The sequence below is a fragment of the Streptomyces adustus genome (assembly GCF_009377175.1).
GTDB lineage: Bacteria > Actinomycetota > Actinomycetes > Streptomycetales > Streptomycetaceae > Streptomyces > Streptomyces adustus.
The window spans coordinates 1-12,377 of the sequence record NZ_VJZD01000111.1 but is presented as its reverse complement, the minus strand read 5'-3'; the positions used below and the strand labels follow the sequence as shown (position 1 = coordinate 12,377).

At 72.5% G+C, this 12,377-nt stretch carries 10 protein-coding genes; 1 reads left to right on the top strand and 9 read right to left on the bottom strand.

Going from position 1 to position 12,377, the window contains the following annotated elements:
- Positions 1-28: 28 nt before the first annotated feature.
- From FNH09_RS25110 to FNH09_RS25080, 7 genes are all read right to left on the bottom strand, one after another.
- Positions 29-1,285, bottom strand: a complete 1,257-nt coding sequence (locus FNH09_RS25110; protein WP_162469062.1) for a sigma-70 family RNA polymerase sigma factor — start codon at positions 1,283-1,285, stop codon at positions 29-31.
- Entirely contained in the window at positions 1,282-1,647 is a 366-nt protein-coding gene (locus tag FNH09_RS25105) for a YciI family protein (protein ID WP_152891765.1), read from the bottom strand. The genes FNH09_RS25110 and FNH09_RS25105 overlap by 4 nt, the downstream gene beginning before the upstream one ends.
- Positions 1,644-2,366: a nuclear transport factor 2 family protein gene (locus FNH09_RS25100; protein WP_152891763.1), complete on the bottom strand. Its 723-nt coding sequence runs from the start codon at positions 2,364-2,366 to the stop codon at positions 1,644-1,646. Before FNH09_RS25100 ends, FNH09_RS25105 begins: the two co-directional genes overlap by 4 nt.
- Positions 2,367-2,515: 149 nt before the next feature.
- Positions 2,516-4,030 (bottom strand): MFS transporter, encoded by a 1,515-nt coding sequence (locus tag FNH09_RS25095; protein WP_238427090.1) that lies wholly within the window; start codon positions 4,028-4,030, stop codon positions 2,516-2,518.
- 5 nt (positions 4,031-4,035) lie between these two features.
- Positions 4,036-4,614, bottom strand: coding sequence for a VOC family protein (locus FNH09_RS25090; protein ID WP_162469061.1), 579 nt, complete (start codon positions 4,612-4,614; stop codon positions 4,036-4,038).
- 6 nt (positions 4,615-4,620) lie between these two features.
- Positions 4,621-5,391, bottom strand: coding sequence for an SDR family NAD(P)-dependent oxidoreductase (locus tag FNH09_RS25085; protein ID WP_152891759.1), 771 nt, complete (start codon positions 5,389-5,391; stop codon positions 4,621-4,623).
- Positions 5,392-5,543: 152 nt separating this feature from the next.
- On the bottom strand, positions 5,544-6,377 hold the full coding sequence (locus FNH09_RS25080) for an alpha/beta fold hydrolase (RefSeq protein WP_238427089.1): 834 nt from the start codon (positions 6,375-6,377) through the stop codon (positions 5,544-5,546).
- A 128-nt stretch (positions 6,378-6,505) separates the two neighbouring features.
- Here FNH09_RS25080 and FNH09_RS25075 point away from each other — a divergent pair, with 128 nt between their 5' ends.
- On the top strand, positions 6,506-6,955 hold the full coding sequence (locus tag FNH09_RS25075; RefSeq protein ID WP_238427088.1) for a MarR family winged helix-turn-helix transcriptional regulator: 450 nt from the start codon (positions 6,506-6,508) through the stop codon (positions 6,953-6,955).
- Between the two features lie 25 nt (positions 6,956-6,980).
- Here FNH09_RS25075 and FNH09_RS49885 read toward each other — a convergent pair whose 3' ends face one another.
- On the bottom strand, positions 6,981-7,994 hold the full coding sequence (locus tag FNH09_RS49885; protein ID WP_152891755.1) for a helix-turn-helix domain-containing protein: 1,014 nt from the start codon (positions 7,992-7,994) through the stop codon (positions 6,981-6,983).
- Positions 7,995-8,109: 115 nt separating this feature from the next.
- On the bottom strand, positions 8,110-11,937 hold the full coding sequence (locus FNH09_RS25065; RefSeq protein WP_152891753.1) for a S8 family peptidase: 3,828 nt from the start codon (positions 11,935-11,937) through the stop codon (positions 8,110-8,112).
- Between the last annotated feature and the right edge of the window lie 440 nt (positions 11,938-12,377).

Here is a 12,377-nt window from a genome sequence, read left to right as displayed (position 1 = left end):
CACCACCCCGGGTCCCGCGCCGCGGGTGTCACACCGGGCGGCACTCGGCGAGCCGCCGCTCCAGGAACCGGCGCTCCGCCGCGTTCCGTACGAGCTCCAGCGCCCGCTCGTACGCCTCGGCGGCCTCCCGCGGTCGCCCAGCGCGGCGCAGCAGGTCGGCGCGGGTGGCCGGGAGCAGGTGGTAGTCCGTCAGGTCGCCCTCCCGTTCCAGTTCGGCGACCAGCGCCAGGCCCCGGTCCGGGCCGTCGGCCATGCCCACGGCGAACGCGCGGTTGAGCCGGACCACGGGGGTGGGCATCCGGCGCAGCAGTTCGCCGTACAGACCGGCGATGTCGGCCCAGTCGGTCTCGGCGGCGGTGGCCGCGGTGGTGTGGCAGGCCGCGATGGCCGCCTGGACCTGGTACGGGCCGGGGCGGCCCCGGCGCAGGGCGGTCTCCAGGAGGCCGGTGCCCTCGTCGACGGCCGTCCGGTCCCATCGGGTGCGGTCCTGGTCCTCCAGGCCGACGGGGTCGCCGGCCGCGTCCACCCGGGTGGCCCGGCGGGCGTGGTGCAGCAGCAGGAGGGCGAGCAGGCCGAGCGCCTCGGGCTCGTCGGGCATGAGCCGGGCCAGCAGCCGGGCCAGCCGGATCGCCTCCGCGCACAGGTCGGTACGGACCAGTTCGGTGCCGTCCGTCGCCGCGTACCCCTCGTTGAAGAGCAGGTAGAGCACGCCGAGGACGCCGGTGGTGCGCTCGGGCAGCAGATGCGCGGGCGGCACCCGGTACGGGATGCCCGCGTTCCGGATCTTGCGTTTGGCGCGGACCAGGCGCTGCGCCATCGTCGCCTCCGGGACGAGGAAGGCACGGGCGATCTCGGCCGTGGTGAGTCCCGCGAGGGTGCGCAGGGTCAGGGCCACCCGGGCCTCGATCGGCAGGGCCGGGTGGCAGCAGGTGAAGACCAGCCGCAGCCGGTCGTCGGTGACCCCGCCGCCCGCGTCGGGGTCTTCGGGGCCGTACGGGTCGTCGGTGCGCGCGAGCACGGCCAGCTCCTTCAACTTCTGCGCCCCGACCGCCTGCCGGCGCAGTACGTCGAGGGCGCGGTTGCGGGCGGTGGTGGTCAGCCACGCGCCGGGGCGGCGCGGCACGCCGTCGCGCCGCCACCGGTCCAGGGCCTGGGCGAAGGCGTCCTGGGCGCACTCCTCGGCGAGGTCCCAGTCACCGGTCAGCCGGATGAGCCCGGCGACGACCTGACCCCATTCCTCGCGGAAGGCGGCGGCGACCGCCTCCGCGGCGTCCCTGTCGGTCACTCCCACACCGGCCGCACCTCCACCGCGGCACCGCCGCACGCCCGGGAGTGCGCGGCGGCCAGGGCGATGGCCTCGTCGAGGTCGGCGGCTTCGACGAGGTCGAGCCCGGCGACGTACCCGGCCGGGCCCCGGTCCGCGAACGGGCCGTCGCCGAGGTCCGTGGAGCGCCCGTCGCCGAGGTCCGGAAACGGGCCGTCGCCGCGGGACGGCAACAGGCCGTCGTCGAGCAGGATCTCGTCGGCCTCGACGCGCACGGTGGTGGCGTCGGCGGCCGGCCGCAGCCAGATGCCGCCGTGCATCCGGCCGGGCCCGGTCCCGTCTGCGTCGGCCGGCTGCGCGCGGACCAGCAGCGCGTACCTCACGACCCGCCGTCCGCGGGGGCCGAGACGTGCTCGTGGGCGATCAGCCAGCGCTCGCCGACGGCGCGGTAGCCGGTGGTCACGTGCAGGGTCCGGTCCAGCTCGGTGCCGTCGGCGCGGTCGGCGCGGATCCGGACCAGGGCGTGGGCGAAGGCGACGCTCTCGTCGACGCGCAGGCGGAAGGAGAGCACCTCGCGGCGCACCGGGCCGACGAGATCCGCGTAGGCGGCCTGCTGGGTCTTGCGCAGGGCCTCGGTGTCGAGGGGACTCGGCCCGCCGTCCGGCAGGACGATCGCGGCGTCGGCCGTGTAGCAGGCCAGGGCCCGGTCGACGTCCCGCTGCGCGGCGGCCTCGGTCAGTTCGGCGTCGAGGCCGCGGATCGCGCCCTCGGGGTTCTCGTCCTCCCAGTAGGGGCGTACCTCCATGGCCCCGATGGCGGCCACCGGGTGCTTCGCGGCGGCCTCGACCGCCTCCTCCAGGCTGTCGCACTCCAGGACGTCGTAACCGGCGACGTACTCCTTCGTCTCGGCGAACGGGCCGTCGGTGCGCAGCACCTCGCCGCCGCGCACGCGCACGGTCACCGCGTCCTCGGGGCGGGCGAGGCGATGGCCGTGCAGGCGTACGCCGCGTTCGGCACCGAGTTCCTCGACCCAGGGTTCGACGGGTGCCATGTCCGAGGCGTCGGCGGTGTCGTCGCCGCAGACCAGCAGCATGTACTTCATGGTTCCTCCCGGTACTCACTGGCTTCCTACACCCCACCGACGAACGGCACACCGCCGGATCGACACCCGGGCGCCGAAAAAAGGTGGGAGGCCGGGGTGATGGACCCCGGCCTCCCGCCGCCGACGGCTGTCGCGACGCGGCTCGGTGCTCAGGCGGACGCGGGCTGCACCGCCGCTCCCGCCTCCGCGCGGGCCGGGCTCCTGCGCACCAGCAGCAGGGTGACCAGCGCGCCGAGCAGGGAGGCGCAGCCGCAGATCACCACGCCGAGGGCCATGCCGTGGCCGAGGGCGGTCCGGGCGGCGGCCCGGGCGCTGTCGCTGCCCGCGTTGACGACGGCGAGCGGTCCGGCGGCCGCCTCCATTCCCGCGTCGGCGCCGCTGAGCTTGCCGACCAGCGCGGACGACGCGGCGCTCATCGCAATGGTGCTGATGACGGCCGGTCCGAGGCCCTGGCCGAACTCGCGCACCAGACTGGTGGCGCCGCTGGCCATGCCGGTCATCCGGATCGGTACGGCGTTGACGGCGGCGGAGGTCAGCGAGGACACCACACAGATGAAGCCGACGCCCAGCAGCAGCACCGGTCCGAGGAAGGCGGCCAGGGAGGTCGTCGTGATGGGCAGCGCGGCGATCCAGAACTGGCCCGCGGCCATCGGCAGCAGGCCGCCCATCAGCAGCCAGCGGGCGTCGATGCGGGTGAGCATCCGGCTGAGCACCGGTGCCAGCAGCAGCGGGATCAGCTGGAGGATGACGAAGGGCAGACCCGCCCGCAGCGCGCTGAGGTGCATGACGGCGCCGAGCCGGATGGACACGCAGTAGGCGGTGCCGATGAACCCGAACATGCCGGCCAGGGCGACGACGGCGGCCGCGGCGAACGACGGGATCTTCAGCAGGTCCAGGTTGAACATCGGCGACTCGGAGCGCTTCTCGGCGATCACGAAGCCGACCAGGGCCAGCGCGGCCAGGACCAGGGCGCCGACGATCTCGGGGCTGCTCCAGCCGCGGTCGCCGCCCTCGATGATGCCCCACAGCAGGGCGGTGAGGCCGACGGCGATGGTGATCTGGCCCGGCCAGTCCAGGGTGCGGCCCTCGGGGGCCTTGGAGTCGGTGACGAGGAACCAGGAGGCGACACCCACGGCGAGGCCGAGGACGACCGGGGGCACGAACGCCCAGCGGAAGTCGGCGACGGTGGCGAGCACGCCCGAGGACAGCGGGCCCACGGCCGAGGCGATGGAGATGCTGAGCGCCCAGGTGGACACCGCCTTGGCGCGGTCCTTCTCACCGGGGGTGGCGGCCGCGATCACGGCGAGGGAGCTGGGGAACAGTGCGGCCGCGCCGATGCCGGCCAGGGCCTGGCCGGTCCACAGCATCGTGACGTTCTGCGACGTGGCGTTGAGCAGTTCGCCGACGGCCAGGACGAAGCCGCCCAGCACCAGCAGGCGCTTGCGGCCGAAGAGGTCGCCGACCACACCGAAGTTCAGTTCCAGAATCGCGGTGGGCAGAATGAAGGCGGAGGTCACCCAGGCCACCTGGGAACCCGACGCGCCGAATGCGGCCTGGATCTCACCGTTGATGGGCGAGGGCACCGTAATACACATCTGTGCCGCCGCCACGGCGAGACAGCAGGCTATGAGTGTCCCGATGTCGAGTCTTTTCAGGGAGGTCATTTCCGTCATTGTGCTTGCCCTCGCTCCGGCGTCCGGTCGGTGTGCTTTCCGACGTTCTTTTCTCTGGGTTCGAAATTCGGCGCGGGTTCGTAATCCCCCGCGGGCTCGATCTTCTCGGTGAGTTCGAACTCCGCCGCGGGTTCGAACTCCGCCGCGGGTTCGAACTTCTCCATGACTTCGAACTTCTCTATGAGTTCGATGAGATTTCCCTCGGGGTCACTGACCCAGGCCATGCGCACGCCGGGTTCGGGTGAGGGTCCGGGGCTCATGACCTCGCCCGCTCCGTGGGCGACCAGGGCCGCGTGGACGGGGTCGAGTTCGGGGGTGGTGAGCGCGAAGTGTCCATAGCCCTCGGTGAGGGCGGCGGTCAGCGGGTCCGGGGCCCGCAGTCCGGCGGCGGAGCCCGCCCGGGCTAGGAGTTCGACGCGCCAGCCGTGCGGGTGCTCCAGGACGACACCGCGCAGGCCGGGCCCGTCGAGGTGGAACTCGAAGACGGTCCGCAGCCCGAAGGCGTCCCGGTACCAGTCGGTCTGGGCGGCGAGATCGCGTACGTTGACGCCGACGTGGTCGAGTCGCGTGCGCACCGCGGCTCAGCCGGCCATCGCGCTGTCGCCGCCGTCGACCATGAGGTTCGCGCCGTTGACGAAGGCGGCCTCGTCGCAGCAGAGGAAGGCCGCGGCCCGCGCGATGTCCTCGGGCTCGCCCACCCGGCCGACCGGGATCCGCGCCTCCAGCAGGGCCCTGGGGCCTTCGGGGTCGTCCAGGAAGGGAGCGGTGGCCGAGGTGCGGGTCATGCCGGGGGCGATGGTGTTGACCCGGATGCCGTGCGGGGCGCCGGCCGCGCACAGGTGCCTGCTCATCGCCAGCACCCCGCCCTTGGCGGCGCCGTGCGGCACCATCGGCATGAAGGGCGCACCGCGCACGGCGGCCACGGAGGCGACGTTGAGGACGGCTCCGCCGCCGCGGGCGATCAGATGCGGCCAGGCGGCCCGGGTGCAGAAGTAGGGGATGTCGAGCTCGTTCTTGATGGTGAAGTACCAGTCCTCGGCCGGCATGGTCTCGAACGGCCCGTTCCGCAGCGCGGAGGCATTGTTGTAGAGGATGTCGATCGCGCCGAATTCGGCGATGCCGGCGTCGATCCACTGTCGGGCTCCGGCCTCGGTGGAGAGGTCCACCGGCGCCAGGGAGTTCATGTCTCCCCCGGCCTTTCGGACGAGTTCGACGGTTTCCGCCGCGCTGTCGGCGTCGATGTCACAGCCGAATACGCGGGCGCCCTCCGCCGCGAATATCAGGGCCGCCGCCCTTCCGATTCCGGCTCCCGTGCCGCTGATGAAGGCGATTTTCCCGTCCAGTCGACCCATGATCGGTGCAGTCCCTTGTTCCCGTGCCGCCGAAGTGCGGTGGTGGCAGCGTAGGGAGGGCTTTTGGCCAGAACAAGAAATGCGTCACCGAAGGGCCATCAGGCGTTCGTATGGCTGGTATGGCCGCGTCCGGCTTGACAGCCTCCGCCGGTTCACAGCAGTCCGCGCAGCACCTCGGCGAAGCCCTTGGGGTGGGTGATGTTGCCGTTGTGGCCGCCTGGGAAGTGGACGAGTCCGGCGCCGAGTCCTGCGGAGAGTTCCTCGGCGCAACGGTAGTCGAAGACCGTGCGCGGGGTGGTGAGTCCGGCCCCGGGCACGATGCGGACGGGACCGTTCTTCAGGGCGGTCAGGTCGTCGGCGGTGAGTTCGGCGTTCCGCATGGTGAGGGCGTCGCGCTCGACGAAGAACCGGAAGTCGGCTTCACGGGAGGCGTCCAACGGGGCGAGCCGGGCGCCGGGTTCGGTCTCCTGGCGGGCGGGGTCGATGCCGAGCAGCTCGCCGATCCGGCGCACCCCGGCGAGCCAGCCGTCGCGCTGGAAGACGAGGCGCATCTCGTCCAACTCGCGCTGTGTGCTGAGCCGTTCGGCGTCCGGCAGCAGGCCGGGAATGGCGGGCTCGTGGGCGACGAGCAGGGCCAACCGACCGGGGTGGCGCCGGGCGAGGCGCAGCCCGATGACCGCGCCCATGCTGCATCCCAGCATCCGGGCGGGTTCGTCGGTGAGGTGGGCGAGCAGCCGGTGCACGTCGTCGACGTGCTCGTCGAGGGTGGCGCCGCGCGCGGGATCGTCGAGGACGCTGCGGGACAGGCCTCGGCGGTCGTACGTCACCACGGTGTGGCGGTCGACGAGGTGGTCGACCAGCGTGTCGCTGCGGTTGGCGTTGCCCTCGCCGCTCTGGGAGACGAGCAACAGCGGCCCGCTGCCGCGGACTTCATAGTGGAGGGTGGCGCCGGGGACGGCCAGGGCGGCCTTGCGGGCGGTGGTCATGACGGACTCCTTCGTCGTGGCGTCACCCCGGGACGTCGAGGTGACACCTCGAATGTAATCCATCTTTTCTGATGCATCAAGATTGATGCATCTCAATCGATACATCAATCTTGATGTAATCTGGAGTCATGAACGGAGTCGAACTGTTCCTTCTCGGCCGCACCCTGATGAAGATCGGTGAAGAGGCCATCCCCACCGAGGGGCTGGAGGACTACCCGACCAGCACCCGGTCGATGCTGGTCGTGATGCTCGACGTGTACGCCCACCCGGACACCACCGTCGGCGAGATCGCGGCCCGTACGGGTCTGCCGCAGAGCGCGGTCTCCGGCTGCGCGGCCCGGCTCAGGGAGGCCGGGTCGGTGCTCGCCGCGCCCGACCCCGCCGACCGCCGGCGCACCCTGCTGCGCCGCAACCCGGAGGTCTCGGGCCACCGCGCGCAGGTCGCCGCCGCACCGGTCGACGGGGCGCTCGGCGCCGCGCTCGGCACCGAGGACGCCGAGGAGATCGCGCGGACGGTGGCACTGCTGGAGCAGCTCGCCGCACGGCTGTCACCCGGGATCCCGGGCCGCCCGCGCTGAGCCCGTCCGCGGGACCCCTCGGCCGTCAGGCCCACCCCCTGCGGGCGGCGATCCAGCCGAGCTGTATGCGGCTCTCCGCCCCCGCCTTGAGCATCAGTTCACCGATCCGGCGCTGCACCGTGCGCCGGGAGACGCCGAGCTGGCCCGCGGCGGCCTGGTCGGTGAGACCGGCGAGGACGAGGGCGAGGACACGGGCGTCCATCTCGTCCAGGCCGTCGGGGCGGACCTCGGTGACGCCGTCGCCGTCCACCGTGTTGGGGGACAGCGGATAGGCCCGCTCCCAGGCGAGTTCGAAGTAGGCGATCAACGCCTCCAGCATCCCGGAGTGGTGCACCAGGATCGAGGCGGGGGCGGTACGGCGACCGGGCAGCAGCGGAAGCATCGCCAGCTCACGGTCGGCGATCATGAACTTCACCGGGACCGACTCGGCGACGCTGACATGCTGGCCGGACGCCAGGGCGGCCAGGGCCTCACCGACCATGCCGGGCTGGCCGAGCATGTCGCGCTGCACGATGGTGCGATAGAGCACGCCGCGGCGCACCCCGGCGTCCTCGGCGGTGTTGTGCTCGCGCCGCACGACGGTGGACTCGGGCACCATCATGGCCCGGATCTCGTGCCGGGCGGACTCCTGGAGCTGCATGAAGCGGTGCCGTACCGCGGCGGGGTCGGTGATGACCTCGACGATGCTGCCGCCCGACGCCGCGTTGCGGTACTCCTCCGTGAGCGCGAGCAGCGCCTCCTCGGCGGCCCGCAGGTCGTCGCGGCGCTGCCGCAGGGTGCCGCCGAGAGCCACGGCCGGGGGCGCGGCGGTGAAGACCGTCACCGTGCCGGGCTCGCCGTCGGTGCCGTCCAGGCCGTCGGCGGCGTCCGGGGCCGCTGCGGCCAGACCGCGGGCGGCCAGCGCGGTGAGCAGCTTCAGCGTCTCGCCGGGGGCGCGGCAGGTCTCGTCGGCGAGCTGGTCGGCGGTGGCGCCCGCCCGCGAGACCAGGAGACGGTAGATCTCCTCCTCGGCCGGGCCGAGCCCGAGCACCGAGAGCACGGGACCTCCTCGTGGTCGATGAAGCTCCCACGAGAATACGGAGGCTGCCGATCCGTCAGTCACCTGGGGTGACTCGACGGGGGTTCGACAGCCTCCGACTCCGTTTCGTGGACGCCTACTTCAGACCGTAGGCGCGGATCACCTCCTGGCTGATGCGGTTGCCCGCGTCGTCCCAGCCCTCGGCCTTCAGCGACACATAGCCGTGGTGCGGAGCGTCGTAACGGGCGGTCCAGGTACCGGACTTGCCCTTCGTGTCGACCGGGGTCCAGGTCGCGCCGTCGTCGTAGGACACCGACAGGGTCGCGCCCTGGATCTTTCCGGCGCCGGCCGCGCCGTCGAGGTGGTGCGGGGTGAGCCGGAGCGTCTGGCGGCCGCCACGAGCGTCGCCCGCCAGGTCGGTGTCGACGTCGTAGCCCATCTGGAGCACCGCCACCCGGTCGATCACCGTCGGGTCGGTGACCGGGGCGGACTCGACCTGCCACACCGTGTGGGTGCGGGGGGACAGCCGGTAGGTGTCCGCGTCGCGTTCGGCGGTCAGGTCGAGGGTGTAGACCGACGGGACGGTCGGCGGGCGGGTGATGGTGAGGGCCGACGAGTTGACGGTCTTGAGCAGGGTGCCGTCCTGGTAGACCGACAGGCTGGTCTTCGCCGGACCGTTGCTCTGGATGACGCCGCCGTGGCCGTCACCGCTGTCGGACCAGGGCTGGATGTTGAACGCGAGCGAGGTCTTCTGCCGCTGCGACCACCAGTAGGTGCCTCCGTTGGCGGGGTGCGTCACCGGCTTGAACCAGTCGCGGACCTGGAACGAGCCGGGCTCGTACGTGGTGCGCGTGCTCTGGCTCGACAGGAGCAGCCCCGGCCCGGTGCCCATGCTCTCGACCCACCGCGTCCCCTCCTGCGCCGAGACGTAGTCGGTGCGGGTGCCGGGCATGTCCTGGCGCAGCAGGTACCCGGAGCCGTACTTGCGGTACGGACGGAAGCCGGACCGCCACTCGCCGCTCTGCGTGGCGGTGGCGCCGTGGAACCGCATCTCCACCGTGGCCAGTTCGGACGCACGGGGACGGTAGGTCAGCCCGGTGGACGGGATCTGGCCGGGGTGCGGGTCGGACAGGTCGTACACGTACGGGGAGTTGGGCACGCCCTCGACGTCCAGCCGCAGCCGGCCGCGCCTGGCGTCGGCGATCAGCGGGGCCCCGTTGCGGGCGGTCACGGAGAACACGGGCACGGTGCTGCCGACGGACTCGATCAGCTTGCCCGGCTCGTCGTTGACCACGAGCAGCAGCGCCGCTCCGGCGTCGGCCGCCGCCTGTGCACGTGCCGCGGCGGTGATCGCGTCGGCGCGGGTCACCAGCACGACCTTGCCCTTGGCCTTCAGCCCTGCGTACTCGGCGGGGGTGCCGGTGCCCGCGTACACCGCTTCCAGGCGCTTGTGCCCGTCGTACCGCGCGGAGTTGGCCTGGGCGATGACCTGGACGGGCCTGCCGTCGTCGGTCACGGTGAGCAGCGGGAGGGCCTTGCGCCAGCGGGTCTCGTACTCGAAGGTGCCCTGGGTCGTCTTGCGGGTGGGCAGCACGAACATGCTGTCGTAGGTGGAGGCGAGCAGGTACTGCACCTCCACGACGCCCACGCCGTACGAGTTGGCCGCCTGGCCGTCCGCGCGGTACCAGTTCATGGACAGTGCCCGGTCCTCGGTCCGGCGCGGGACCTCCGCGGTGACCTCACGGGTGCGGCTCGCGTCGAGATCGACGTTCCGGTCCTGGTCGAGGACGACCTCCGGGTCGCCCATCAGGGCCATGCCGAGCGAGTCGGGGCCGTGGCTGCCGGGCACGTCCTGGTACGTCAGAAGGCTGTAGGTGCCCTCGCGCATGCGCAGGTCCAGCTTGCCGCTGTCGCCGATGGTCACGCTGTACGGGTCCTCGGTGCTGCCGAGGCGCTGGATCTCGACCCAGCCCGCGGCCGGCTTGCCGGAACGGTCCTTCATGGTGATGTGCAGGGTGTGGCGGGTGTCCTCCCGGTACAGGCCCACCTGCGTGCGGGTCAGCGTGGCGCCGGAGCCGTCCGTGGCGGTGATCTGGCCGAGGTAGCGGCGGCCGTCGGTGCCCAGGCTCGGCCGGGCGGTCGCGGTGACCGTCGCGGTGCCGTGCGCGGGCACGGTCACGGTGTCGGCGGAGAGGGTGAACATCCCGTCGGGGGCCGGGGTGCCCTTGCCCGCGGTCGGGTCGGTGTCGTACGGGCCGCCCGCGACGGAGGCGTTCAGCGCCAGGTGCAGCTCGGCGTCGGTGTCACCGGTGTTGGTGTACGTCACCGTGCGGTCGACCGGCGCGGAGTCGCTGTGCGGCCAGGAGTCGATGCCGAAGTACGCCGAGCCGGTCGCGGTGACCGCGGCGGCGGTGGCGGCGGAGAGATCGACGCGGCCGGAGCCCACCTGGTAGGCGGTGTACGCCGTCAGCTGCTTGGACGTGCTCATCAGCGCGTCCTTGAGCTGGTGCGCCTTCCAGTCCGGGTGCTCCTGGGCGAGGATCGCGGCGGCTCCGGCGACGTGCGGCGTCGCCATGGAGGTGCCGCTCATCGTCTGGTACCAGCCGGTCGCGGCGCTGCCGCCCGCCTTGGCGGCGAGGACGTTGACGCCGGGCGCGGAGATGTCGGGCTTGAGGGCGTAGTCGTTCAGACGGGGGCCCTGCGAGGAGAACGACGCCCGCTTGTCGTTGGCGTCCACCGCGGCGACCGTCAGCGCCTCGTCGGCGACGCCGGGGGTGCCCATGCTCGCCTCGCTGCTGTAGTTGCCGGCGGCGATCACGAAGAGCGCGCCGCTCTCCTCGGTGAGCTTGTTGACGGTCTGGCTCATCGGGTCGGTGCCGTCGGACGGGTCCGAGGAGCCCAGGCTCATGCTGACGACGCGCGCGCCCTGGTCGACGGCCCACTCCATGCCGGCGATGATCCAGGAGTCCTGGCCGTAACCGGCGTTGGAGAGCACCTTGCCGATCATCAGGTCGGCGCCGGGCGCCACGCCCTTCTCGGCGCCGTCGGAGGCTGCTCCGCTGCCGCCGACGGTGGAGGCGGTGTGGGTGCCGTGGCCGTGGCCGTCCTGCACGGTCTCGTCGGGCACGAAGCTCTGCGACTCGCCGATCCGGCCGTTCAGGTCGGGGTGGTTGAGGTCGGCGCCGGTGTCGAGCACGGCGACCTTGACGCCCTGGCCGTCGTAACCCTTCGCCCAGGCGGTGGCCGCGCCGATCTGCGCGGTGGTGTCCTTGAGGGTGGCCTTGACCTTGCCGTCCAGCCAGACCTTGGACAGGCCGTCACCGAGCTCGGCAGCGGGAGCGTCGCCGGTGGCGGCGAGGGCGGAGGCGGTGGGAGCGGCGGCCGCGGGGGCGACCGACTTCCACACCGTCCGGGCGCGCTTCTTCGCGGCCCGGACGGCCGCGCCGCGGATGGTCGGCAGGGAGCGCACCTTGGTGGCGCCGGTGGGCGTGCTCCGGTCGGCGGTCGCGGTCTTGGCGCCGTAGCTCAGGATCAGCGGGATGCCGTCGCTGTGGGCGTCGTCGTAGCCCTGCTCGATGAGGGAGGTGACGTCGAACAGCCGCCGGTCGAGGCGGTTCGCGGCCAGATAGGGCAGCACCTCGTCCGGGTAGACGTAGAGGTCGCCGCCGACAGTCTCGGTGCGCACGCCGCCGGTGGCCCCGCCCGGGCGGGTCACGTCCGCGGTCTGCTTGCCGCCGCCGGCCTGCGTGACGCGGACGACGTCACCGGTGAGGAGGGTGACGGTGTGTACGCCGGTGTCCGTGGTGTCCGCCGCCGCGACGGGGTGGGCCGCGTCCGCACTCGTCGCCACGCTCGCCACCGCGGGGCCGGTCGGCCCGGCCAGTGACGTCAGGACGGCCACGGTGCCGACCGCCGCCGCGAGTGCCCGCCGACGTCTGCGGCGGGGAGGTATGAGGGAAGTCATGCTGCGGTTCCTACCGGTCGGAAACCTGCGGGGGGAACAGCAGACCGGTGGCGCGAAAGCGCCACGTCCCACATGTGCCACCGTGGTCTACGTGCTTGCAGACCACGGGAGTTGCCTGCCGAGGGCTGCTTCCGCGGCTCCTCCCGACCGACTCGGGACATGTCCCGCACCGCCGGTCCGCGGCCGCCCGCCGACACCCCGTGACCGACGTTCCGAGGTTCCGCCAACCCGCTGTGTGCTACAGTGCGGTGAGCATCAGTGCACGCCCTTCATGGGCGCCGATGCCGATTCATTTCTCCGTGCTGTTCCGCCCTTTCGCCGACCGGCAGGCGCGACAGCTCTTCCGCACCACCTCGCCGACGAAGCCGTACTGCTCCCGCAGACGCTCCCCGCCGCCCGAGGCGCGGTGCCCGCCGCCCGGAGACGCGCACGACCGCCTC